Here is a 25,291-nt window from a genome sequence, read left to right as displayed (position 1 = left end):
CTACGGACGGGCGTACCAGATCCAGACCTCGCCCGACAACAGCACCTGGACCACGATCTACTCCACCACGACCGGTGACGGCGGGGTCGACGACCTCAACGTCACCGGCACCGGCCGCTACGTACGCGTCTACGGCACCCAGCGCGCCCTCACCCAGTACGGCTACTCGCTGTGGGAGCTCGACATCTACGGCAGCTGAGCTGAGCAGCCCACGTCCGACGTCCTCACCCCGGCGCCGCTGTCGGTCGCTGGGCTCGCCCGCCGCCACGAGGCGGGCGAGCCCGGCGACCGCACCTACCTGCTTGCTCCGTCCCATCCGCCAGCGCGTGCCCCCACTCGCCGGGGGATCCCACCGGAAGGAAGCACATGAGACACGTCCCCAGACGGCGGCTGTGGTCCGCCGCCGCCGCCATCCTGGCCGCGAGCGCGGCACTGTCGGCGACGGGCGCACCCGCCGCGCAGGCCGCCCCCATCCCGGCCGCCGACTACCAGCAGGTCTCGCTGGCCACCGGCGCGGCCGAGCTTGGCGAGCCGATGTCGCTGGCGGTCCTGCCCAACCGTTCGGTCATCCACACCGCCCGCGACGGTTCGGTGCGGGTCACCGACGTCGACGGCAACACCAAGCTCGTCGGCAAGCTCAACGTCTACGCCCACGACGAGGAGGGTCTGCAGGGCGTCGCGGTCGACCCGAACTTCGCCACCAACCGCCACGTCTGGCTCTACTACTCGCCGCCGCTGAGCACCCCACCGGGCGACGCGCCCGTCACCGGCAACACAGCCGACTTCGCGCCGTGGAAGGGCCACCTGCGGCTGTCGCGATTCACTCTCAACCCCGACGACACCCTCAACCTCAGCAGCGAGCGGATCACCCTGCAGGTCGACAACGACCGCGGCCAGTGCTGCCACGTCGGCGGCGACATCGACTTCGACACCGCCGGCAACCTCTACCTGACCACCGGCGACGACACGAACCCGTTCGAGTCCAGCGGATACTCCCCGATCGACGAGCGCACCAACCGCAACCCTCAGTTCGACGCGCAGCGTTCCTCGGCCAACACCAACGACCTGCGCGGCAAGCTGCTGCGGATCAAGCCGCAGACCGACGGCTCGTACACCGTCCCGGCGGGTAACCTGTTCGTGCCGGGCACCCCCAACACCCGGCCCGAGATCTACGCAATGGGCTTCCGCAACCCGTTCCGGATGAGCGTGGATAAGCCCACCGGCATCGTCTACCTCGGCGACTACGGCCCAGACTCAGGCACCACCGACGCCAACCGGGGCCCCAGCGGGCAAGTGGAGTTCAACCGGATCAGCAGCCCGGGCAACTACGGCTGGCCGTACTGCACAGGCTCCAACAGCACGAGCGAGACCTACAACGAGTACACCTTCCCGTCCGGCCCGTCGGCGGCCAAGTACAACTGCGCCGGCGGCCCCACCAACAACTCGTTCCGCAACACCGGCCAGACCACCCTGCCCCCAGCCCGGGCCGCCTGGATCCGGTACTCCGGCGACGCCGGCAGCCCGCCGGAGTTCGGCGTCGGCTCGGAGTCACCGATGGGCGGCCCGGTCTACCGCTATAACGCCTCGTCGACCTCGACGGTGAAGTTCCCGCAGTCCATGGACGGACGGTACTTCGCCGGCGAGTACGGCCGGCGCTGGATCAAGGCGATTGCGGTCAACGCCGATGGCACACCGGGCGAGATCTCGGCGTTCCCGTGGACCGGCACCCAAGTCATGGACATGGCCTTCGGCCCAGACGGGGCACTGTACGTACTCGACTACGGCACCGGCTCCAACAACCAAGGTCTGTTCCGGATCGAGTACATCGGCGGTGGCAACCGCAACCCGGTCGCGGTCGCCTCAGCCAACCGAACCTCCGGCCCGAGCCCGCTGACGGTCAACTTCACCTCAGCAGGCAGCGCCGACCCAGAAGGCGGGGCGCTGAGCTACCTGTGGACGTTCGGCGACGGCACCACATCCACGGCAGCCAACCCAACCAAGACCTACACTGCCAACGGCACATACACCCCGACGCTGCGGGTCACCGACCCAGGCGGCCTGACCGGGACAGCAAGCCTCGTCATAACCGTCGGCAACGCCGCGCCGACGATCAACCTCACCACCCCGGGCAACGGGCAACTGTTCAACTTCGGTGACACCGTGCCGTACACGGTGAGCGTCTCCGACCCGGAGGACGGCACGATCAACTGCGCCCGGGTAACCGTGACGTACTCGCTAGGCCACGACAGCCACGCGCACTCGATCACCTCGAAGACCGGCTGCTCCGGCACCATCACCATCCCGGTCGACGGTGAGCACGACTCGGCGGCGAACATCTTCGGCGTCTTCGACGCCAGCTACACCGACAACGGCGGGCTGACCTCACGCAGCACCCGCACCCTACAACCGAAGAAACGCCAGGGCGAACACTTCGCCTCACAGTCGGGCGTGCAACTGGCCGACCACGCACCAGCTGAAGGCGGCCGCACCGCCGGATACATCGACAATAATGACTGGATTGCGTACACGCCGTACAACATCTCCAACGCGACCCAGATCAGCGTGCGGACCTCCTCTGCCGGCGCCGGCGGCACCATCGAGGTACACACCGGCTCGGCGACCGGCCCCCTGCACGGCACCGTCACAGTGCCTGTGACCGGCAGTTGGGACACGTTCACCAACGTCAACGCAAACCTGACCGGCGTCCCGGCCGGCTCGACCACGCTGTACCTGGTGTTCAAAGGCGGCGCGGGCGCCCTGTTCGACATCGACTCGTTCACACTGACCACCGCCAGCGCCCCGACCAGCCCGGTGGTCGCATGGCGGGCGCAGGTCAACAACCAGTACGTGACGGCGGGAACGTCGGCGCTGATCGCGAACTCGATCACCAACGGCGTCGCGCAGCGCTACGACCTCATCAGCCTGGGCGGCGGCAACTACGCACTCCGCGCCAAGGTCAACAATATGTACGTCTGCGCGGACAACGCCGGCGCCAACCCGCTCATCGCCAACCGAGCCGCGGTCGGCCCATGGGAGACATTCACGCTGGTCAACAACTCCGACGGCAGCGTCAGCCTGCGTGCACAGGCCAACGGGAGGTACGTCACGGCGGAGAACGCGGGCGCCGACCCGCTCATCGCCAACCGCACGGCCATCGGGCCGTGGGAGAAGTTCAACCTAGACGAGTAAGTCCCAACCATCCCTGAGTCATGGACACAGTGAAGGGTGTCGACCTACCGGCAACGACAGACATCGGCACCCTTCTGACCACACCCGTGCGTGACGATCGATGACCGGTTCGGCCGCCCACGCAGGGGTGGGCGCTCGCCGAAGTCTGTCGACACCGAACTGCCGACCATCGCCGTCGCTCAGGCACTACTCGACGTCCGCGCGTGCCGACGGCGGGCCGCGGCGATGGCGGACAGGACGCCGCGGGACGCGACGAGGGTTGGCGCGGATCTTCTCGCTGGCGCCCGAGGCGCCCCACTCGCAGCCGTCGCCCTCGGCGCAACGCTGCATCGCCGGAAACCCGAACGCCCGCCCGGCTGGCCGGCGTTCCGGCAGTGCAGGTGCCACCGGCATGGTCCGTTGCCGGGGGTAGGCGGCGGCCTCGGGCAAGCAGCCGGTTGGGCACTGTCGCGCGGTCCTGCTCGTGCTCGGCATCGACGGCTTCTCCCAGGCGTCGAGAGTGAGCATCAGGCGGTTCAGGTCGTTGCGTGTTCTTCATGGACGTCGGACCACGTTGGAGATCTTCGGCTTGTGCTCCCGCTGCCGCGTCTGAGTTGGCCGTCCAACCCCGCCCGCTATGGGGGCTGACTGGCGGCTGCCGGCCGGCCGGATGGCCGGACCGCGGCGGAGCAGGTTCCCAGGCCAGCCGGCGCAGCGTTCACTCGCTCACCCCGGCAACCCGAGCAGCCGCAGCTGATGCGGGCCAAACGAGCAGTTCGGGCACCTTCGCCGCAGGCCACTGACCGACCGGCAGCGGCTCCCCCGGGCTCCATCCAGGACGAATCGGCCACTCGTCATTCGAACCGATCGTCGCAAGCGAGATGTCGGCTTGAGCTGCCTCGCGTTACATTCGCCGGGAGTGTATTCACGCCAGAGCCAACGGGGGTTGCTGGGTGGTAGAGCGACGCAGGCACCACCGGTGCTGGAGCTGTCGAGCAGGCCGCGGTGCGCGCCGCGGTTGTGGCCGGCGTCGCGCCTGCGGTGCTGAGCCAGTTGGCTATGACGACGATCTGCGGGCCGGGCGGCAGCGCAATGTGCCGGTGCCGGATCTGGAACTCCGGCGGGAACTGCACGCGGTCTGGACCGGGTCCGGGGTGCCGCCCGCCGGTGCGGTGCAGCTGTTGCTGAGCCACATCCGGTCCGCGGACTGACCCACCGGCCTTCCGACTATTGGCGGCGACGTCCGCCCCTGTCACGTCGCGGTACTTTCCGGCCAACGCGTAGCCGCAGACCCACGGACGTGTCACACCGTCACATGTATTGAACTTATGTGTCAAGGCGCCTAACGTCACTCCTGAATGGTGTATGCCCGTGGGCGAGCGTTGTCGACCGATGGACGGAGTGACCACCATGACCACAACGGCCGCAGCGCGTGACCTTGCGGAACGCGCGGACCTACTCCTGACGGACCACCGCGTCCGTGCGCACCCGTGGGCGCTGTTCGATGAGATGCGCGAGGCAGCGCCTGTGCTGCGGACGACATCCGGCGTCTGGATGCTGACCCGCCACGCCGACTGTCAGTCGATCCTCCGTGACTCACGAATGAGCCGTAAGGAGGCCGCAGCACGCACGTCTGCCCTCAGCGGGGAGACCGCAGAGCAGTACACGACGCGTCTTGTCTGTGAGGACGGCGCGGAGCACCGGCGCATGCGCAAGGTGGTCAACCAAGCGTTCAGCGCACGAAACATTGCACGTTGGCATCCACTCGTGGAGGAACTGGCGAACTTCGAGCCCCTCCTCGACCGGCACGAACTTGAGTTCCTGAACGAGTACGCCCGCCCGCTTTCGGTGCGTGCCTTGTGCGAGGTACTCGGTGTCCCGTTCGAAGACCGGTCAACCTTGGAGAAATGGATGGGTGTGCTCCTCGAGCACGTGACGGGGAAGGTCGACGTCGCGTTCGCCACCGAGCGCCACGACGCAATGACGGGCATCGCCGCCTACCTGCGCAACCTCCTGGACGAGCGCGAAAGCGACCGCGACGGAGGCGACCTTGTGTCGATCCTCCTGCGTGCCTATTCCGACGAGGGCCGCCTCTCTGAACGGGAGCTCATCGGGATCCTGGCCGAGATTCTGCACGCGGGCTTCGAATCGACCGCGACCACGATGACCAACGGCCTCCTCACAATCCTGAGTCACCCCGAACAGCTGAGACTGCTGGTGGCGCAGCCGCAACGCGCGACCGCCGCGGTCGAGGAGATGATCCGGTTCTCACCGCCTGGCGCACTGCGACTGCCCCGCGTTGCCCTCGAAGACGTCGACGTGGACGGCACCGTGATCCCCGCCGGCAGTATGGTAATGGCCCTCACCGCGGCCGCGAACCGCGATCCCGAGGTTGTCGAACGCCCTCACGAGTTCGACATCACTCGTGAGCCGAACCCGCACATCACCTTCGGTTTGGGTGAGCACTACTGCGTGGGAAACGGACTGGCACGTTCCGAACTGGTTGCGGCCTTCAATTCGATGGCGCGGACCTGCTTGGCTGACATGGCCATCGACGGCCCCATCGTATGGCGCGATCACCACATCGTCCGGGGCCTCGAAGCGCTCCGCATTCGGTGGTAGGACGGTCAGCAGGACCCGAACCAATCGGAGCCGACGTTGAACAAGGATGCGCCCGTCGCCCTCATCACCGGAGCGGGAGCCGGCTTCGGCCGCGAGCTCGCCCGCTCCTTCGCTGCCGACGGCACGCGAGTGGTGGTGACCGACATCGACCTCGGCGCCGCGCAGGTGCTCGCCGACGAGCTCAAGCGCAGCGATCGTGTGGCGCTGCCGGTGCAGGTGGATGTGGCCGACATCGAATCCATGGAACGTGCCGTGCGCGAAGTGGAGGAGGTGTTCGGGCGGCTCGACGTGCTGGTGAATAATGCCGGCCGTCACCTTACGACGTACAGCAGGCCCTTCAGTGAGCTCTCGCCGGACCAGCTCCGGGGATGCGTCGACGTGAACGTGATGGGAGTCGTCTACGGCACGTTGGCTTGCCGGCCGCTCATGGCGAAGAGCGGCGGCGGCTCAGTCGTCAACCTCTCCTCCATCGCCGCCTACGAGGTGGTCAGCATCTACGGCGTGACCAAGCTGGCCGTGCGTGGCCTCACGACGGCCTTCGCCCACGAACTCGCCGCGGACGGCATCCGGGTCAACGCTGTCGCGCCCGGGCTCATGGCCACCGAAGCCGCACTGGCCGACCTCGGCGACGAGGTCTACGACGACTTCGTGAACGGACGGCAACTCGTCAAGCGCCGCGGCGAGATGAAGGACGTCGTCGACACGATCCGCTTCCTGTGCTCGCCGGAGGCTTCGTTCATCACAGGCGAGACGATCAAGGTCTCGGGAGGCTATCCACTCTTGCTGTGAACCGGCCAGGCTCGGGCAGGACATGCCCGGCGTTCTGGGCCACGATCTGCTCGAGCTCCACGGCCGGCAGCCCCGCCGCACGACGGAGCTCGGTAAAGACTGCCAGGTCCTTGCTCGCGGCCCGCCGGGCGTGCTCCGCGCGGTTCCCGTCGGTCACGAGCATGTCCAGCATCGACGTCAGCGCGACGCTTGACCCACTCGAGCTGCGGAGCACGGTCGCGGCCGTCGTCTCGTCAAGACCGAGACCCGCTGCGGTCTCGACGGCTGTGGCAGCCAGGTGGAGATTGGCGAAGAACAGGACATTGTTGAGCGCCTTTGCCACGAGACCCGACCCCAGCCCTCCGAGGTGGTAGACGTGCACGGCGAAGGTGTCGAGCACCGGCCGCACCCGCTGCACCGCCTCGACCGGCCCGCCAACCATCACGCTCAGCGTGCCGGCCTCAGCCCTGAGGCGGCTGCCGCTTACTGGTACGTCGATGACGACGACTCCCCGATTCTGCGCCACAACCGCCAGCTCGCGACAGGTCGAGACCGCGATCGTGCTGTGTACCATGAACACCGTGGCCGGGCTCGCGCCAGCCAGCAGGCCGCCCGGTGCCAGCATGACGTCCCTGACATCCTCGTCGTCAAAGACGCAGATGCCGACCACGTCGCAACCGGCTGCCAGCGAGGCCAGATCCGGCGCATGCTTGACGTCTACGAACGGCGCTAACGACTCGGGGCGTCGAGCCCACACGGCCGTGGGGAATCCCGAATCGGCGATCCGGCGGGCGATGGGAGCGCCCATGTCGCCGAGCCCGACGAACCCGACCCGCAGGGCGGGCCGGTAACGTGGGCGTGGCGAGGTCACGTCAGCCCTGGTCGATCGCGAAGCGTACGGTCTGCGGTTGCGTCATCTGCTCGTACCTGCGGCAGGGTTGTCCACGGTGCCTGCGTCAAAGGGGCGACGGAGTCGTACGTTCGGCCAAAGGCCGCGGCGACCCACTTCCCGTCATCGTACATCTGGTATGGCGTTGTCATGCGGCTCCTCAACGTCCGGCCTCGAGCACGCTCGTCACACAGCACCACAACGTGTGCCTACGTGCCACCGTAGCCTTCGACCTGGGGCTCTGTACAGGTCGGGCGCCACCCATGGACCGAGGAAGCCTCTCCGCTCACGAAGAGGCCAGGCACTTCCAGGACCAATCGGCCCTCGATGCGCTCCATCCCCGACCCTCCACTTCGAAGCAACATGGACGATGCACATAATATGTGCCACTGTGACAGCAGGAGGATGGATCGAGTTCACCGCTGAAGGACGCTTTCGATGACAACAGAGACTGAGTACTCACTCAAGGTCGATGGCGCCGACGGCCTTCGACTGGTCGGCGACACCTGGGGGCAAAAACCCTGGGACGCCGTGCTGCTGCACGGCGGAGGTCAGACGCGCCAGGCATGGGGCCGCACGCCGGAACGACTTCGTCAGCTCGGGCTTTCCGTGCTGAACGTGGACCTTCGCGGCCACGGCGAAAGCCCCTGGGATCCCGAGGGGCGCTACTCGTTCCGCGACCACGCCCGGGACCTCGTCGCGAACCTGGCAGAAGGTCACCCCACCATCCTCATCGGCGCATCGCTCGGCGGCGTGACCTCCCTGGGAGCAGGGTTGCTCGCGCCGGAGCGGATCCGGGCGATCGTGCTGGTCGACATCGCTCCCACCATGCAGCGCACCGGTGTCGCACGGATCGTCGGGTTCATGCAGGCAAACCCCGACGGGTTCGAGAGCCTCACCGATGCACACAAGGCAGTGGCGGCGTACCTCCCCCACCGGCAGGGCCGCACCGTCGATAGCCTGAAGCGCAACCTGCGGCACTCAAACAGGACCGGCCGCTGGACATGGCACTGGGACCCCCGCACTCTCGACTTCGCACACGAGGCCTGGTACCAGCGCCAGACCGAGGACATGACGGCGGCCGTTCGCGCACTCGACGTGCCCATCATCCTCGTCCGGGGCGAGTTCAGCGATGTCATCCTCGCCGAGGATGTGGAGCGGTTCCTGGCCCTCGGCCCCCACACCAGGCACGTCGAGGTGCCTGAGGCGAGGCACATGGTGGCCGGCGACGAGAACGACACGTTCCTGAATCAAATCGTGTCCGAGCTGAACTCGTCGGTGCCCGGCTTCCCGTGCCCCGGTGGCTGAGTCCCGCCTGGTCCACAGGAGACGCACGCGCATCCGACGTGGCACAATGAATCGCAAATCATGCCATCGTCGCCCCCAACGACGGGGAGCCCCACGGCGGCTACTGCTCGAGTATGCAGCCGGCCGGGCCCACCAGGACGCCAGGATCCAACCAGTCTTCGGCGGCACCAACGAGATCATGAAGCTCCTCATCGGGCGACGGCCAGATCGGTCGCCCGATGACCGATCCGGCCGTCGCCAGCACCAGGCCCGAGGAACGGGCCCGCGACGAGGGCCGCCGGCCCAGCACCTGCAGGATCAGAAGCCATATTCAGGAACGTCGATTCAATCCATCTGCGGACCGCGGTCCCGCATGGACGACTTCACCGGTAAGACATGACGCCCGCCCGGAGGCAAAAAACAGCACGATCCTCACAACGTCAATTGACTTGCCTACTCTACGCATAGGTATGCGTGCCCTCGGCGGCGGCGAGATCGAGCCCGTCCCGGCCCCAGGCATGCTCGGCATACTCGGCATGCTCGGACCGAATCAGCCCGGGGGCAACGAGTTGACTCTGATGCCTCGAGGGCTCAGCTCGGCGGCGGCGATCTCGGTGACCATCTCGACCCCGCTCTTCGCAGCACTGTAAGGAGCACCGCCCATGGCGCCGTGGAAGCGGAGGAGAACGAGATGTTGATGATCGTCCCGCCGATTGCCTCCAGATGGGGAACCGCCGCCTTCGTCATGATGAACGTCGCTCGAGAGGTTGAGCAACACCACCGGGTTCCACTCGGCCAACGACAACGAGTCCAGGGGCTTGAGGTAGGTGCCACCTGCATTGTTCACCACGATGTCGACACGACCGAAGGTGGCCACAGCAGCGTCGACCAACTGGCCTACCTGATGCTCATCGCGGACGTCGGTTGGCGCGGCAACGGCTCCGCCTCCCCCGTCCGCGTTGATGACGCGAGGCCACCCTGCCAGCTTTGGCACTAGAGCACAAACAGAGTCGTGTTGTGACATAGGTCGGTGGTATGAGTCACGGCTCGGGGCATGCCCCTAGGTCTGTGAAACTCGTCGAAATGGACACGCTGGAAGCTATATTGGCTTGAGTTGGTGGATCAACGACAGGCGGAGTGATGGCTGACCTACGAACCGCCAGGGTGGAGCCAGGCGATGCGACACGCGCTCGCATCGTCGAAAGCGCCTCCGCCTGCTTCCTCAGGTTAGGCGTCGCCAAAACCACCATTGACGATGTCGCCGCTGAGGTCAGGCTGTCGCGCCGCACGATCTACCGTTACTACGCCAACAAGAACGAGCTCTTCTCCGCGGTCGTATCGCACGAACTCGAGGACATGAGCCGCGAGGGCCGGCGGGTCTACGAGACGCTTCCGTTCGCGGACGCGGTCGTCGAGGTGACACTCGCGATGAGTCGTCGCGTCGCGGAAAGCCCTACGCTGTCGAAGCTCTTCGGAGTGGACACCGCAGGTGAGACGTTCGAGATCCTCTTCGGAGGACAGGAGTTCACCGCTCTCGTGGAGCGGTTCCTCGGCCCGTTCATCCGCGGTGCCCAAGTACGGGGCGAGCTGCGCCGCGACGTCGACGTGAAGGACGCCGTCGAGTGGGTCACCCATGTCGTATTCTCCCTGTTGGGACCCAACCCGGTGATCAGCCAGCACGACGACGACGTACGCATCCTCCTGCGTACCTTCGTCGTACCGGGCCTGACCGGCATCGCCACTCCGGCACCCGTCGTGAAGAAAGCCGCACCCAAGAACACCGCCACCACGCGAAGCCAGTAACGACCTCAACGCGGCACCTCACAGGCGTCGCCCTGCCGGCGGACACCAGCTTCGTCAACAGGTGAGCCCCGACGAGCAGAGCATCGCCGCACTGACCGGCTTCCCGCTTCGCATCCTTCAGTTGCCCATGAGTGACTGCAGTACCGACTGGCTGCCGAGCCCGTCGTTACGCTCCTCACGCAGTTCGCCCCGCACCATTACCCGAGCGTGGTCGGCGATGGAGAGCGCGACCTCGACGTCCTGCTCGACCATAACGATCCCGACACCGTCATCGGCGATGCCGCGTACGCTGTCCATCACGACGTCGACGACCGTCGGCGCGAGACCCATCGACGGCTCGTCCAGGAGCATCATGCGCGGATTGGACATGAGCCCTCGGGCGATGGCCAACATCTGCTGCTCACCGCCGCTGAGCAGGCCCGCCTGCCCGTGCCGCCGCTCGCGGAGGATCGGGAACAGGTCGTATGCGCGCTCGACGCCGGCCGTGCGGTCCTTCTTGCTGACCGTGTAGCCGCCGATCCGCAGGTTCTCCTCGACCGAGAGGGTCGCGAAGACCCTGCGGCCCTCCGGTACCAGCACCAGCCCATGACAGGCTCGGACATGCGTCCCGTTCTTGGTGATGTCCGCACCGTCAAGCGTGACCGTTCCGGACATTGCGGTGACCAGGCCGGCGATGGTGCGCAACGTGGTGCTCTTACCCGCTCCGTTCACGCCGAAGATGACGAGAACCTCACCGGAACTGACCTGCAGCGTGACATCGCGGACCACGGGCTGACCGTCGTACCCCGCGGTCAGGCCGCGGACCTCCAAAGTCATTTGCGCTTCCTTCCCAGGTACGCCTTACGCACGGTCTCGTTCGCGATGACCTCCTTCGGGTTCCCCACGGCCACCACTTGTCCTTGGACCATGGCCAGGATCACGTCGCAAAGTTCCACCATCATCGGGACGTCGTGCTCTACGAGGACCTGGGTGAGCCCCTGCTTTCGCAACGAGTCGAGCAGTTCGGAGATCTCGTCGCGCTCCTGGCGGTTCATGCCCGCCGTGGGCTCGTCGAGCAACAGGAGACTGGGATCGTGGGCCAGCGCCCGTGCGATCTCCACGCGGCGCCTGTTGCCGTAGGAGATCTCCTCGGGAAACAAGTCCGCCGCATCGGCGATGCCGGCCCGGGTCATCGCCGCGTGTACGTCGTCGACTCGCCCTTTCCCGCTTTTCGTCGGGCGGTCCCAGAGGGGACGTGAACGCCGGTCGGCAGCCAGGGCGACATTGGCCTTCACATCCATCGTCGGAACCAGCCGAGGAGTCTGGAACGTCCGACCCACGCCTCGCCTCGCCAGCTTGTTGGGAGGCAGCTTGGTGATGTCCTCCCCGTGCAGGTAGATCCGGCCTGAGGTGGGCCGCTGCAGACGGGTGATTGCCGCGAGCAGCGTGCTCTTGCCCGAGCCGTTCGGGCCGAGCACGCCGAACAAGCAGCCCGCCTCGACCTGGAAGCTCACCTGGTCAACAGCCTTGACGCCACCGAAGTGAATGCAGAGGCTCACGGCCCGCAGGACACCCATGCTGGTCGTCTCGGGCGTTGATCCGGCAGTGCCGCCGGGCCCGTGGAACGCCGGAACGGCTGTGATCTCGGATCCCTGGCTCATGACACCATCGCTTTCTTCGGCTTCACCGGGATCGCATTCCGCACACGGCGCTTGACCGCGAGCCGCCGCCTGAGGTCGGTAGCCACGCCGACCGCGCCGCCGGGAACCCAGATGGCAGCCGCAGCGACGACCACGCCGTAGACAACTCCCTGCCATTCGCCCACCGACGTCAGCACGGTGGGCAACCAGGTGAAGAACACCGCACCGATCAGAGCGCCGAGCCAGGACCTCGCTCCGCCCACAATGAGCATCGTGAGGGCCAGAATCACAGGCCCGAAGCCGAGGTCGAGGGGAGTGACGATGCTCCGGAACGACGCCGCCAGTCCCCCACCGAGGGCGCCGATCGCGCCGCTGACGACGAACGCGACGAACCGCACCGTCTGAACCGAGATGCCAGTGCTGAGTGAGAGTTCATTGTCGACGCGTACTGCTTCGATCATCCGTCCCATTCGTCCCCGCTCGCTGAGTGCGAGCAGTATCGTCATGGCCGTGGCAATCAGGAGAGCAGTGCCGGTCCCGACCATGATCGGGATGCCGAAGAGTCCCTCGGCACCACCGGTCAGTTCACCACCGTTTCTCGCGGCGACACCGGCAATCAGCGTGAAGGCAATGGTAGCCATGCCCATGGCCAGACCGGTCAAGCCTCTCACGATGGGCGCGAGCAGGGCACCCAAGGCCATGGAGATCAGCATCGCCATCGAGATCGACGAGAAGGCACCCCACCCCCAATGGATGCTGGCGACCGCGGTGAAGTAGGCCCCAATTCCGAAGCAGGCCAGGCCCCCGAAGGAGAAGACTCCCACCCGCAGACAGACCAACAGGCTCATTGCGAGCAGAAAGTTGGTCAGCGTCGACTGGACGAGGATCTCGTTCTGCCCCAGGAAATCCATCAGGTCTTCACCACCGCACGTCGGCCGAAGATGCCCTGAGGGCGGACCAGCAGCAGGAGGAAGATCAGAGCGAAGGACATGGCATCCACCCAGGTGCCTCCTGTGAACGTCAGGATCAAGGTCTCCGCTCCCGCCAGGACGAACGCCCCGACGACCACGCCGGTGACGCTGCCCACACCGCCGATGATGATGACGGCGAAGGCCTTGAGAATGAGGAAGTCGCCGGTGCTCGGCGTCATCGCCCCGAAGCTCAACGAGACGAGCACACCTGCCAGCCCGGCCATGACGCCTGCGCCGGCCATGGTCACGAGCGCCAGCCGACTCCGGTTGACGCCCATCATCGACGACGTCTCGTCGTCGACACCGATCGCCCTGAGGGCGAGTCCGTGCCGGGACGACCGCAGCCACTGCTGCACGGCCACCGCCATCGCGAACGCCACGACCATGATGATGAGCTGCACGCTGGTGATCGGGACCCCCAAGATGTGCAGTGTCTCCACCTTGAGGGCGTCGTTGCGCAACCCGAACGGATTGCCCCCCGTGATCTTGTTTGCCAGAGCCACCGGTACGGCCGACAGACCAACACCGACGATCAGCATCTGCATCTCACGGTCGCGGGCGTTGGCCCGCCTCCTCAACGGCTCGAAGGCCAGCAGATGGACCGCGCCCGAGAGCAGGGCCCCCACTCCAGCACCTACTAGCACCATGACTAGCAACCCCATCCCGGTGTCGAAGTGCTCGAGCATCAGATACACCGAGAACGCCGAGAACATGAAGATCGAACCATGTGCGAAGTTCAGTACGTCGATTGTTCCCCAGGTGATGCTCAGCCCTAGTGCGAACATCAGGTACACCGACGCCAATGTGGTGGCGTAGATGATCTCGTGCATGACTCTCCCCTGCTCTCGAGCGCGTCATGGCGCGTCACGGCTGCGGGACAGCTACTTCCTTGGTGCCGTCCCACTGGACGAGGAGGCCCGTGGAGTAGGACACCCGATCCTTGAAGGTGACTCCGCCACGGGGTGAGTTGTCGATCGTCCCCGAAGTGACCTCCTGCAGGCCCTTGAGCACGTCCCCGCGGTTGACGCTGTTCGCCTGCTTGATGGCGCGCGCCGCCAGCCATACCGCGTCATAGCCGTACGCGGCACCCTGGATCGGCGCTTCACCGTTGTACTTCGACTTGTAGACCTCGGTGAACGACTTGCTGCGCTCGGCCGTCGACACGGCGCTGAAGTCGTTCGACCAGGTCACGCCGATCGCGTACTTGCCAGCGGGCTTCAGCACGCCGCCCGCGACGCCCGCAGTGGCCACGAAATTGCCCGTGAACCCGTGCTCACCCGCTTGCTGCACCGCCGTGGCGGCCTGCGCGCCAGCCACTCCCAGAAAGATCGCGTCGGCGCCGGCTCCGAGCAGCTTGTTGATTGGCGCGGACAGGTCGACGGTGTTGTTGTTGACCGCGATGGTCTCGACGATGGTCAGACCGTACTCGTCGGCGAGACCGGGGTAAATCTTCTCGGCAATGTCCTGCTGGGTGGCGTTCGAGGAGTCGTAGAGAATCCCGAGCTTGGTCGTGCCCTTGGACTTGAGGTACCCCGCCGCGAGTTTCTGCATGCTCTGGACGGGCGTCGGAAGGATGTAGGTGTACTCACCGAGATTGACACCGAGGACACCCGAGAGGCTCGAAATGAAGGGCACTCCCTGGCGCTGCATGATCGGCGCGGCGGCGGCCGCGATCGGCGTAACCGTGTTGGCGATGACCAGCGGGACAGACTTGTCCGCCGCAGCCTTCGCGGCCTCGCTCGCCGAAGTCTGCTGGTTGCTGCCCAGATCGGTGGTCTCGATCTCGAGCCTGGTGTCGCCGAGGAACTTCTGCCCGTTGATTTCCTCCAGAGCGATCCTCATGCCGTTCTCAGCTTGCTTGCCCAGGAAGGCAGTGGCACCGGTAAGGTCGCTCAGTGCCTTGATCGTCACTCTGGCCGGCAGGCCACTGGACGCCGCGCCGTCGTCGTCGTCACTTCCACAAGCGGACAACCCCGAGCTGAGGATCAAGGCAAGGATCCCAGCTCCGGCGATCCGGCTGGTTGTAACCCTTTTCATACACTTCTCCTGCTCCGGTGCAATGTAACGCGCCTCACACAGTCGTGGCACACTAACACAGAATTCGCGCCATGTGTCATCCCTGAAAACGGGCTGTTTTCAGGTCGTTACGGGGTTGTCTCCGGAAGGACGCTCGAAGTGTCGCGCCGCCTGGTCTCTGCCCGGCGGACGAGGGCACCGCTCGTTGCCACCACGGGGCGACCGGGGCGGTCGGGGCGGTCAGACAGCAGTGGGCCTCGCGCTCACGTCCAGGCTCACTCGGATCGTGGCCATGTGTGCATCGGCGCGGCCGGGCCTTGGCGGCCCGTACCGCCGCCTCCACATCGGAGATCGGTCAACTGCTCCGGGGCGTGCCGCCACCGACGTCGGCGGCAACGGCCTCGACGTCGTCACGGACTGTCCGCGAAGTCGACCCGCTGCCGGGGATGAGCATCCCGGCCAGGCCGGCAACGAACGCGGCACCGGCGATGAAAACGAAGCCTGTCACATACCCACGTTCCTGGGGATGACCCGAGGGCAACAGCCTCGCCGTCACGAGCGTGGTCATCAAGGCGGTGCCGATGGTTCCGCCCATGGTTCGGATGTTCGCATTCATGCCAGTGGCGACACCGGTGTGCTCGAACGACACCGCGGCGACGATCACGTTTGCCAGAGAGGCGAACACGAGGCCAGTGCCGAACCCGGTCAGCCCGGCCGCGAGGTATGTCTCCCACTTGTCGCCGTGCGAGTAGGCAAGCAGGATGAGCGACCCGGACGACACCAGGCATCCGAGGACGATCACCTGCCGGATGCCGATCCGTGCGGCCAGGCGGGCAGACACCATTCCCGAGAAGAAGGTCGTCGCAGCGGAAGGCAGCATCATGTGTCCGGCCTCGGTCACCGACATGCCAAACCCGTACCCGGCCGACGGTGGGGTCTGGGCGAACTGCGGCAGGAACCCGAAGATCCCGTACATGGTCATGCCGATGGCCAAGGCCACCAGGTTGGCCGTCCATACGCCGCGCCGGGTCATCAGACGGAGGTCTATGAGCGGCACATCGATCCGTCGTTCGACCCAGGCCCAGAGTGTCGCGAGCACCGCCGCGGCCGCCAGCAGGGAAAGGACCGCCGGAGAAGCCCAGCCCCAGTGCGGTCCGTTGCTTACACCGAGCAGGAGCGACACAAGCCAGCCCGCGAGTAGAACGGCGGGCACGATCGACACCCGCGCACGCGTGCGCATAGGGGACTCGGGCACCACGAGCCAGGTGACCACCGAGCTGACCACGGACAAGACGGCGGGTAGAAGGAATACATACCGGAAGCCCAGTGCGCTGGCAACCGGACCGGCGAAGACGATCCCACCGGCGAACCCGATCGCCAACATCGCCGAGTTCAGTGAGATGGCGGCTGGGACCTTTTCGGGAGGAAGTTCGTCTCTGACAATGGCAAACGACAGCGGGACCGCCCCTCCTCCGATCCCCTGCAGCGCCCTCGCCGCGATCATGACCTCGATAGTGGGCGCTGCCGCTGAGGCGATCGCCCCTACGGCAAGGGCGGCCAGGCTCCACACCAACATCCTGCGCTTGCCGAACGAGTCTCCGAGTCGCCCCATGATCGGCGTGGCGACCGACGCCGACAGCAGAAACGCGGTCAAAGTCCACACAGCGGTCGACTGCGACGCGTCGAGCTCTTCCTGAATCAGTGGAAGGGTAGGAACCGAGACGGATTGGAGCAAGGAATACGAGCAGATGCTGACCGATAGCACCCAGAACGTCAGACGGGGGCTGGATGCAACCAAGGGCATGTCACAGAATACTAACCAGTGTGTCAACGTGCCCTGGCTTGTCGGCCATGGAACGGCTCAGACAAACGTCGATGAGACGGAAGTCAGTGTCACAGGGGAGCGGGATGGTCCGCACAGCCAAGGCGGCTCGCGCCATGGGGTGCGATTAACGAAGGGCCGCCCGCAACAGGTACACCGTTTGAGCCGGTGCCAGCCAGCCACAGCGACAAGGACCGCCAACGCTGTGACCGCCTCGGCAAGAGATCACGGCCGGCGACCACGATGCGCCAGCGCTCATCTCGGGCGACCAACTGGGGTATCGCCCCCGCCAGCAGCAGCGCACGGTTGAGCCGGTGGGCAGCGGCCCGCCAGTCGGGAAACGCCGAGCAGATATCCATAAGCGTTGTGGACAACAGTGCTTCGGTGCGATTCAGGCCGGGGTCGAGTATCGTGTATGCTGGCACACTCTGCGCCAGAGTCCGTCACTCGTCGGCAATGAGCACGCCCATCGACCGGCGTTCACGACGGCGGTGACGCAAGAGGGCGACGCAGGCCCGATCACTCCGGGCTGCTTACCAGCAAAGGTGATCATGATGCCGCTGCCCCTTCGGGGGTATGCATCTGCGGTAAGCAAACGCGTGGCGCGTCAGTGGCATCCTGGGACCTGCTGAACTGCGGCTAACTTCTCGGCCTGTCGCAACACCAATGGCGAACTTCCCGGCTTGCTACTGGGGCTACTCGGGCGCCCCGGATGCGCCGACGGGCGCCAGACGTGCCGTCGGCGTGGGTGTCCGGGTCCACTATGGTCACTCCGTCACGCGGGTGCGTCCGGTCCGGCGACCACGACTGGTCATGCGGCATCACTCGCCGGGCCGGGGGTGGCGCTCGTGACGCCAGCCCCAGCGAACCCAGTTCAGGGGTGGAGGACCCTGGCAACACTGTCGACTGCCGAAGCCCCGTCACGAAGGTCAATCTCGACCGCCTGCGGCCTGATCTTCGGGTCCAGTGATTCGCCGGGTGAGTAGTTCGGAGTCGGCACCAACGGCAACCCGAACCACCCGAAGCCCGCCGGCCTCGAGCTCGCTGAGCCCCTTCCTCGACCGTGTTCAACAGCTTCGGCGTCGGCATCCCGATGTAGATGACGGCATCCAACTGCTCCTCCGCGACCAGGTCTGCCGAGAAGGAGGCCCGCGGCGCGTCGGCGTAGCGTCCTCCGTCGACCTCGACGGCGGGCAGGAACCCGGGCACCGCAGCTGATGACGCGCGACCTCTGCGGCGAGCGGAACACCGTCGATGCGCTTCCACAACACCGTCTTGCCGTTCTCGGCGTTGACAGAGGTGGGGCGGAAGTCCGGCTCCGGCCACCTCGCGCCGGGCAGCATCGTGCCGACGTAGCTGCCGAACGCCGTACCGGACATCGGCACGGGCGCCTTCATCGCCAGCTGCCCAACGATCTGTTCCCGTTCCTCCACCGGTCCCCCGGTGGAGTTGAGTGCCGCGATGATCTCCGTTGGAATCGCGCTCATACCGGCACCCGCTTTGCAGCGGCGCTGTCGCCACCTCACCGGAACGTTCCTTCTCGACGAGTCGGTTGAGGTCGATCTCCACGCCGAAGTAGCTTCCCACGATCGCGCCTAGCCGACATGCCGACGACAACGTTAGGCGTCAGCTGCGCCTGGTATTCCAGGGCGAGCACCCCCGCCTGCCGGGCAATGTCGGTCTCCTCGCCGCCACCGAGCACGATGCCCACCCGTGGTCGTTGCGTGGGAGCCGTAGACCAGTGGGGCAGTGACGTGCGGCGCCGCCGTCGCCGGATCCAAGTTGGTGTTCTATTCGATCTTCCTTCCTCGCTGTGAAACCCACATCCCGGGTCATCAGTCGAGGGCGTTCGCCTCGGAAAGATCGATCACGTCGGACCATCTATCCGACCGGCTAGTTGAGACCGAGCATCGGAGCTGCAAATTGCAACTATTCGGTTAGTCCACTGAAGTGACGTGCAGTTGAACAGCGTTCATACGTCCTTCGAGCCGGAACTGACTCGGGCTTCACGCGTTGAGTCTCGGCATCCGACGGCAAGCAGGCGCTTTGCCATACTCAGGTCAGGACCTCCACGCCAGGGCCAAGATCAGGCCCTCATCGAAGGGCCACGGCGAGCCAGATACCGGAGGCGATCGCTAGCCAGATCCTCACGAGATCGGCGAAGCTCTCGTCACGACCGCCCTCCCGGTGGCGCCGTCGGCGGCCAGGACCGCGATGGACACCCGATAATGTGCGCCGACCAGTGGACGGGTCAACTAACCGACTAGTTGACAGATGCTGGGGTCACTGCTTAGCTTCTTCCTAACCGGTCAGTCGAGAGCCTGCTAGCCATACCGATCATGGCGGTCGGACGGCTACGGGCTCCGGAATGACCCCACGGGGCCGAAGACCTCCCTGTCAAGAGTTCGCCTGCCGCTCAACAAAACAAACAAGTAGTTGATTGGAGCTGTCATGACGACACGCAACGCCCCGCGCTTGGCCCCGGCCGGGAGCTGGACTCCGAACGACATCGGCAACCTGACCGGCCGTACCGCGTTCATCACTGGCGGAAACAGCGGTATCGGTCTGGAGACCGCCCGGGTGCTCGCCCGTCACGGGGCGCGGGTCATCCTGGCCGGCCGTGATCAGGACAAACTCGACCGGGCCGTCGCCGAGCTGCGTGCCGCGCAGCCGGACGCGCTGCTCGACACCGTCGTCGTGGATCTCGGCTCGCTCGCCTCGATCGCCGCGGCAACGTTGCAGCTGACGGTTACGGAGACGATCGACCTGCTCTTCAACAACGCAGGCGTGATGAACGTCCCTGAGCGTCGCAAGACCGCCGACGGATTCGAGCTGACCTTCGGCACCAACCACCTGGGGCACTTCGCGCTCACCGCAGGGCTGCTGCCGTCCCTGCGCCGCTCGAGGGCGGCACGGATCATCACAGTCAGCGCGATCGCGGCGACCTGGCGCAGCGGACGGCTCGAAGACCTGATGAGCGAGAGCTCCTACGGCGCCATGAAAGCGTACGCGAAGTCGAAGCGCGCGAATGTCGTCTTCACCCAGGAGCTCGCCCGCCGGCTGGCGGGCAGCAACATCAAGGCCTTCGTGGTGCACCCAGGATCGGCGATGACCAACCTCCAGCGGCACAGCACGAACCTGCTGTCCAGGGCCGTGATCGCCCTCGCCCGCAACATCGCGATGGGTTCGCCCGAGGGCGCGGCCTGGCCGTCACTGTACGCGGCAACCAGCCCAGACGTGGTCAACGGCGGCTTCTATGCGCCGGCAGGCCGCGACCAGACGTCCGGCACCCCGAAGCAGGTGACGCTGCCCGATCACACCAACGACCTCGCCGAGGGCGCCCGACTGTGGACCGATAGCGAGCGTCTTACCAACATCCGTTTCACGATCTGATCCCCGGTCCACAAGCGCACGGCCATCTGGATCGACGCACTCCTCGACGGCGTCCGTTGAGACGACGCAATACGTCCGCTCGGCCACAACCACCCGCAACCGCTCCTCGGCGCGGCGAGGGTCCGCATCGAGAAAGGCCTCTGATGACCCTCATCGCTCCCCGCCCGGCGGCAGCCCGCACCCAGGATGCGGCGCAGCCGGCCCGCCTCGCGCGATCGGACGCGGCGATGATCGCCGCGTTGCTCGCGTCCACATTTGTCGTCGTCCTCAGCGCGACGGTCATGACCGTGGCGATCCCGCCGCTCATCCACGACCTCAACGTGCCGGCGACCTCCGCTCAGTGGCTGACCACGGGCTTCATGCTCACGATGGCGATCGTCATCCCGATCACAGCCTTCCTCGTGCGCCGCTTCCGTCTCCGCGTGCTCTATATCATCGCCATGGGCCTGTTCCTGGCCGGAACCTTACTCGACGCTACAGCGCAGGGCTTCGAGGCACTCCTGGTCGGCCGGGTGGTCCAGGCCATGGGCAGCGCCATCATCACCCCCCTGATGCTCACGACGGTTGCGACGCTGGTCTCACCTGCGGTCCGTGGCCGTACGATGGGCGCGATCACGCTGGTGATGGCAGTCGCGCCAGCCATGGGCCCGACCGCCTCTGGCCTCGTCCTCGACGCTCTGGGCTGGCGAGCGCTGTTCTGGCTCACCCTTCCGATCGCGAGTGCGGCCCTCATCTACGGTCTCTTCGCCATCCGCAACGTGACCACCCCGGAGCCAGCGCGTTTCGATGTGGTCTCCGCCCTGCTCGCTGCGATGGGATTCGGCGGCATCATCTTCGGCCTCACCGGTCTTGGCGAAACCGCCGACTCCGGCAGCGCCCTCCCCGCCTGGTCTGCGCTCACGATCGGCGGTGTTACGCTCGCGCTGTTCTCTTGGAGGCAACTGCGGCGCGCCGACCGCGCACTGGTCGATCTGCGCACCTTCCGCTCGCCGGCCTTCTCGGCCGCGGTGACGCTGCTCGCCCTTACGATGATCGGTTTGTTCGGCTCACTGCTCCTGCTACCGCTGTACCTACAGGACGTACGTGGCCTTACCACCGCGCAGACCGGGCTGGCCCTACTGCCCGGCGGCATCGTCATGGGCATTCTTGCTCCGATCGTCGGCCGTATCTCCGACCGGAGCGGACCTGCCACGGTGCTGCCAGCGGGCACCATCGTGCTCTCGGCAGCCTTCTGGGCCCTCGCCGGGTTCGACGAGACTACCCCCTACGGCTGGGCTATCGCCGCTCACATCCTGCTCAGCGTCGGCATTGCGTTGCTCATGACCCCGTTGTTCAGCATCAGCCTGAATGCGACCCCAGCCCCGCTCACGCCTCACGCCAGCGCGATCCTCAACACCGTCCAACAGGTCGCCGGAGCGGCCGGCGGCGCCCTGCTCATCGCTGTCATGTCCGCTGTCACCAGCAGTCAGACCTCCCGAGGCGCCGACGGACTGATCGCCACCTCCACCGGCATTCGCGGCGGCTTCCTCACCGCCGCGACCGTCTCGCTTGCCGGAATCGGCCTGGCCTTCTATACCGGCCGGATGGCACGACCTGATCAGGGAGACCGACCAACGGAAACGTGACGCTCACCGGGATGGCGCAGCGCCATCGTCGATCCCGCACGACGCCTCCTCACCCTGACCCGCTCGCTCGCCCCGACCAAGTCGGACACGCCATACATGACCGCCGTCCGGGCACGTGCGGACATGCCTAATCGACCAACAAAGGAGTGAAGAGGGAACCGAAGATCTGGTACGTCACCGGCGTGAGCCGCGGCCTGGGACGCGCGATCGTCGAGACCGCACTCGCGCAGGCGAGCGTGTCTTCGCCACCGCGCGCCGTCCCAATGCGCTCGCCGAGTTGGCAGCACGCTATCCCGACAACTTGCGCACAGCGGCGGTCGACGTCACCGACCTCCCCCCGTCGAGGCATCTGTCAACACCGTCCTGCACACATACGGTCGGATCGACGTCGTCGTGAACAACGCCGCCTACGCGAACCTCTCCGCGATCGAGGACACCGACCCCACGGACTTCCGCGCGCAGATCGACATCAGCCTTTTCGGTATGGTCAACGTTTCGCAGGCCGTCCTGCCAACCCTCCGGACCCAGGGCGCCGGACGGATCATCAACGTCTCCTCAGTCGGCGGCCGTATCGGCACCGCCGGCCTGGCCGCCTACCAGGCCGCCAAATGGGCGGTAAACGGCTTCGCACAGCTCCTGGCTCAAGAGGTCGGGCCGCTGGGCATCATGGTCACCGCGATCGAACCAGGAGGCGTACAGACGGAATGCGCCGGCTCGTCCATGGCCGTCTCCCGATCGGCGTTCCCTATCAGCCCACCATCGGCGCCATCGCAAATCTCCTTGAACGGATCCGCGGAACTGTCGGCGGCGACCCAGCCCTCGCCGCCGAGGCCGTCCTACGCCTGAGCCGCCTCGACGAGCGGCCGGTACGGCTACTCCTCGGGACCGACGCTATCACCGGAGCACGCGAGGCTACCCAGGCTCTCGCCAACAGTGACGCCCTCTGGGTGGAGTTCTCACGTTCGACCGACCGGCCCGATGCCACACCCGAGGAACTCGACCAGCTCGGCGTCCTCTCCACCGACCCAGCCGCGACCGTGCGCCGCTTCGAGGAGGCCATCAATGGCGGCAACCTCGACGTCCTGCCCGAACTCTCGGCCGACGACCTGCGCTGGCACGGCGGCAGCCTCGGCGAGACCGAAGGTCTCGCCGAGGGGCCGCTTCGGCACGGCGGCCCCGCCGCTATACGGCAAAGTGCTACTTCTCACTGCCAGCTCTCCGGCGCACTCGCAATCGGGTCGAGCCCGACCACAGGAATCTGGCGATCGCCTGCCCAGCTTCGGTAGTTCAGCAAACCCGGGTTCATCCGGACCGCCGCCTCGAACCTCTGTTCCCGCTCCTTACCGGAGAGTTCGTACGCCTCGAACTCGCGGGACACACCATCGACAGTGAGCATGATCCTGGGATGCATGCGAAGGTTGTGGTACCACGCCGGATGGCGCCGCCGGCCGAAGTTCGACGCGATCAGGACAAACCCGTTGCCGTAAGGAACCCCGAGCACAGGCGTCGTCCTGGACTGCCCGGTCCGCGCGCCAGTCGTCGTCAGCATCACGACTGGAAGCCCGGAGGCCCACGTTGAGAACGTGGTCTTCCTGCGGCTAAAGCGATATGCACCACGATCTATACGGTGCAGGACGCCTACGGACAGCCGGCTCACCAGCCAGCTCGTCGCAGCCCTCCGCACCAATCGACGCAGCATGTTCGCTTGGGCGTGGTCGTACATTGATCATCCTCGTGGCTACAGCTTTGGCGCCTCACGACGCTGCCGATGATGGACGGCGTTGCCCTCAGCAGAATCCGGGCCGGTTCGGCTCGAGACAGTGTCCATTAAGGACATTCTTCAGTGTTTCCAGTCTGATCAGTACATCTACATACAGCCGCAAGCTCCGGCCCATCCAGGTCGCCCGGGCTCAACCCGCACGGTCCCCACGCGCGCGAACTCGGCGGAGCACCGATGATGGCTCGGCCGTCTCGACGATCGATGCTCCTTCCCCATTGTCCCGAGAAGTTTGCGGCCGGTCGGAGTGATGCGGATCCTGGGCGATCTTCAATGATGCCAGTATCGCGACGAACAGCATGGTGTAGACGGCCATCAAGGCAGACGACTCGTAGATGTCGGCAGCACGCCAGACGTGGCCGACCTCGTCTCGAACCTCGCTCGACACACCATCATGCCCGCCGGCCAGGTACGTGCCAACGTAGTCCAGAGCGATGACCGCGTAGGCGATGACTGGCATCAACCGATACCACCTCGGCAACGGCTCGGCAAGGATTGCCTGAGCACCACACCGACGCTGGTAGATCGCAAAGAGTTGGTAGAACAGGTAGACGGTGACCGACCAGCCAAGAAAGTTGGTGATCGGGACTCCGAAGAAGCCACCACCGCCCTCCCAGGTCCACCGCCCCCGCAGCGTCGACGACTGCGGGTCCATCGACAGGTCCCATGCGACCATGACGAACGAGGCAGTGAGCGGGGTGCCGATGGTGGTGAGCCAGCCGGAACCGCGGCGAACGTCGTCGAACAGGACCGCCCCGACCTTCCAGGCCAGGTAGCCGACCGCGAAGTAGGCAGGGCCGATGATCACCGGTACCTCGAACAGCTTCGGGCCCAACTCATCCGTGTAGTGGTAGTGCCCGAACGGCACGCCAGTGCGGACACTGAGGTTCTCCAGGGCGTTACTCACGACGAGCGCGAGAACCAGGAACACCACGACGCCTTTCCAGCGATACGACAGCAGTCCGTGCACCACTGCGAAGACGAGCTCCGCGAGGAGGCTCAGCATCGTCAGCAGCAGGCCGTCCAGCGGCAGCGGCAGGAACGTCACTGCCGCGTCCACTGCGACTGCACTCCACAGAACCCACCTCACGCCCAGTCGCGACTGCCGACGTGACATTGCCGATGGCGGCATCAAGATCCTCTCGCCTCACGATGATCTTCAGCGCCCGCGGGCCGCCAAACTGGGCCTCGAATGCCCGGGCTATTGGAAACGACATTCGATCCCATCGTAGGTACATCGAGCATCGTCGCACAAGAGAGCACGCATGGTCGCGACGCAACCCCGAGGGGGACACCGGCGGCTCGTTGGAGCCACTGAGAACCGGCTTCGTAGCAAGGCAACAGAGGTTCGAGAAGCGTTCGCGTACCACCTGCCCGGCAAGCCGCCTAGGCCGCGTTTCACAACGCGCGGATTCATTGGCTGATGGCGGCTATGGTGACGGTGGCTTCGAAGCGGACGGCGAGTCGTAGCGGGTGGCCATGGCGCGGTGTTGTTTGAGCTGGTTGATGCCGCATTCCACGGCGTGACGCA

20 protein-coding genes and 1 pseudogene are annotated in these 25,291 nt (G+C 66.0%); 9 read left to right on the top strand and 12 right to left on the bottom strand.

The features are described from left to right. The 4 genes from ABZS66_RS46145 to ABZS66_RS46130 all read left to right on the top strand — a co-directional run. On the top strand, positions 1–199 hold a 199-nt coding region (locus ABZS66_RS46145), incomplete at its 5' end, for a discoidin domain-containing protein (RefSeq protein WP_354769391.1). Between the two features lie 167 nt (positions 200–366). Further along, on the top strand, positions 367–3,189 hold the full coding sequence (locus tag ABZS66_RS46140; protein WP_354769390.1) for a PQQ-dependent sugar dehydrogenase: 2,823 nt from the start codon (positions 367–369) through the stop codon (positions 3,187–3,189). Positions 3,190–4,578: 1,389 nt separating this feature from the next. Next, positions 4,579–5,790, top strand: coding sequence for a cytochrome P450 (locus tag ABZS66_RS46135; RefSeq protein ID WP_354769389.1), 1,212 nt, complete (start codon positions 4,579–4,581; stop codon positions 5,788–5,790). A gap of 36 nt (positions 5,791–5,826) precedes the next feature. Further along, positions 5,827–6,579: an SDR family oxidoreductase gene (locus tag ABZS66_RS46130; RefSeq protein WP_354769388.1), complete on the top strand. Its 753-nt coding sequence runs from the start codon at positions 5,827–5,829 to the stop codon at positions 6,577–6,579. On the opposite strand, the gene ABZS66_RS46125 is transcribed toward ABZS66_RS46130, so the two are convergent. Continuing rightward, positions 6,545–7,429, bottom strand: coding sequence for an NAD(P)-dependent oxidoreductase (locus tag ABZS66_RS46125; protein ID WP_354769387.1), 885 nt, complete (start codon positions 7,427–7,429; stop codon positions 6,545–6,547). The two genes, ABZS66_RS46130 and ABZS66_RS46125, sit on opposite strands and share 35 nt — an antisense overlap. Before the next feature lie 456 nt (positions 7,430–7,885). Between ABZS66_RS46125 and ABZS66_RS46120 the strand changes: the two genes are divergently transcribed. Next, positions 7,886–8,755 carry an alpha/beta hydrolase gene (locus tag ABZS66_RS46120; protein WP_354769386.1) on the top strand — a complete coding sequence of 290 codons (870 nt, stop codon included), beginning with the start codon at positions 7,886–7,888 and terminating at the stop codon, positions 8,753–8,755. A gap of 529 nt (positions 8,756–9,284) precedes the next feature. Here the strand turns inward: ABZS66_RS46120 and ABZS66_RS46115 are convergent. Further along, a complete protein-coding gene (locus ABZS66_RS46115) occupies positions 9,285–9,758 on the bottom strand; it encodes an SDR family NAD(P)-dependent oxidoreductase (protein ID WP_354769385.1) in 474 nt (157 codons plus the stop codon). 140 nt (positions 9,759–9,898) lie between these two features. Here ABZS66_RS46115 and ABZS66_RS46110 point away from each other — a divergent pair, with 140 nt between their 5' ends. Beyond that, on the top strand, positions 9,899–10,537 hold the full coding sequence (locus ABZS66_RS46110; protein WP_354769384.1) for a TetR/AcrR family transcriptional regulator: 639 nt from the start codon (positions 9,899–9,901) through the stop codon (positions 10,535–10,537). Between the two features lie 117 nt (positions 10,538–10,654). Here ABZS66_RS46110 and ABZS66_RS46105 read toward each other — a convergent pair whose 3' ends face one another. The 6 genes from ABZS66_RS46105 to ABZS66_RS46080 form a co-directional block, all read right to left on the bottom strand. Further along, positions 10,655–11,305, bottom strand: coding sequence for an ABC transporter ATP-binding protein (locus ABZS66_RS46105; protein WP_354769383.1), 651 nt, complete (start codon positions 11,303–11,305; stop codon positions 10,655–10,657). A 44-nt stretch (positions 11,306–11,349) separates the two neighbouring features. Further along, positions 11,350–12,177 carry an ABC transporter ATP-binding protein gene (locus tag ABZS66_RS46100; RefSeq protein WP_354769382.1) on the bottom strand — a complete coding sequence of 276 codons (828 nt, stop codon included), beginning with the start codon at positions 12,175–12,177 and terminating at the stop codon, positions 11,350–11,352. Next, a complete protein-coding gene (locus ABZS66_RS46095; protein WP_354769381.1) occupies positions 12,174–13,067 on the bottom strand; it encodes a branched-chain amino acid ABC transporter permease in 894 nt (297 codons plus the stop codon). The genes ABZS66_RS46100 and ABZS66_RS46095 overlap by 4 nt, the downstream gene beginning before the upstream one ends. Further along, a complete protein-coding gene (locus tag ABZS66_RS46090) occupies positions 13,067–13,957 on the bottom strand; it encodes a branched-chain amino acid ABC transporter permease (protein WP_354769380.1) in 891 nt (296 codons plus the stop codon). Before ABZS66_RS46090 ends, ABZS66_RS46095 begins: the two co-directional genes overlap by 1 nt. 34 nt (positions 13,958–13,991) lie before the next feature. Continuing rightward, positions 13,992–15,164: an ABC transporter substrate-binding protein gene (locus ABZS66_RS46085; protein WP_354769379.1), complete on the bottom strand. Its 1,173-nt coding sequence runs from the start codon at positions 15,162–15,164 to the stop codon at positions 13,992–13,994. Between the two features lie 334 nt (positions 15,165–15,498). After that, on the bottom strand, positions 15,499–16,947 hold the full coding sequence (locus tag ABZS66_RS46080; RefSeq protein WP_354769378.1) for an MFS transporter: 1,449 nt from the start codon (positions 16,945–16,947) through the stop codon (positions 15,499–15,501). 2,493 nt (positions 16,948–19,440) lie between these two features. Here ABZS66_RS46080 and ABZS66_RS46075 point away from each other — a divergent pair. The 3 genes from ABZS66_RS46075 to ABZS66_RS46065 all read left to right on the top strand — a co-directional run bounded on the left by ABZS66_RS46075 (position 19,441) and on the right by ABZS66_RS46065 (position 22,829). Continuing rightward, positions 19,441–20,358: an oxidoreductase gene (locus ABZS66_RS46075; protein ID WP_354769377.1), complete on the top strand. Its 918-nt coding sequence runs from the start codon at positions 19,441–19,443 to the stop codon at positions 20,356–20,358. Between the two features lie 143 nt (positions 20,359–20,501). Beyond that, positions 20,502–21,983 (top strand): DHA2 family efflux MFS transporter permease subunit, encoded by a 1,482-nt coding sequence (locus tag ABZS66_RS46070; protein ID WP_354769376.1) that lies wholly within the window; start codon positions 20,502–20,504, stop codon positions 21,981–21,983. Positions 21,984–22,346: 363 nt separating this feature from the next. Next, the gene (locus ABZS66_RS46065; protein ID WP_354769392.1) at positions 22,347–22,829 is read left to right on the top strand and encodes an SDR family NAD(P)-dependent oxidoreductase; all 483 of its coding nucleotides are present in this window, start codon (positions 22,347–22,349) and stop codon (positions 22,827–22,829) included. 110 nt (positions 22,830–22,939) lie between these two features. On the opposite strand, the gene ABZS66_RS46060 is transcribed toward ABZS66_RS46065, so the two are convergent. The 4 genes and pseudogenes from ABZS66_RS46060 to ABZS66_RS46045 form a co-directional block, all read right to left on the bottom strand. Then, a complete protein-coding gene (locus ABZS66_RS46060; RefSeq protein ID WP_354769375.1) occupies positions 22,940–23,152 on the bottom strand; it encodes a hypothetical protein in 213 nt (70 codons plus the stop codon). A gap of 35 nt (positions 23,153–23,187) precedes the next feature. Then, positions 23,188–23,706: a nitroreductase family deazaflavin-dependent oxidoreductase gene (locus tag ABZS66_RS46055; RefSeq protein ID WP_354769374.1), complete on the bottom strand. Its 519-nt coding sequence runs from the start codon at positions 23,704–23,706 to the stop codon at positions 23,188–23,190. 187 nt (positions 23,707–23,893) lie between these two features. After that, positions 23,894–24,808 carry a carotenoid biosynthesis protein gene (locus ABZS66_RS46050; RefSeq protein ID WP_354769373.1) on the bottom strand — a complete coding sequence of 305 codons (915 nt, stop codon included), beginning with the start codon at positions 24,806–24,808 and terminating at the stop codon, positions 23,894–23,896. A 365-nt stretch (positions 24,809–25,173) separates the two neighbouring features. Further along, positions 25,174–25,291, bottom strand: a pseudogene (locus ABZS66_RS46045) (IS5/IS1182 family transposase); the annotation flags it as partial.

This window comes from Dactylosporangium sp. NPDC005572, assembly GCF_040605515.1.
GTDB lineage: Bacteria > Actinomycetota > Actinomycetes > Mycobacteriales > Micromonosporaceae > Dactylosporangium.
Note: the sequence above shows the minus strand (reverse complement) of the source record. Positions and strands in the feature narration are given on the sequence as shown.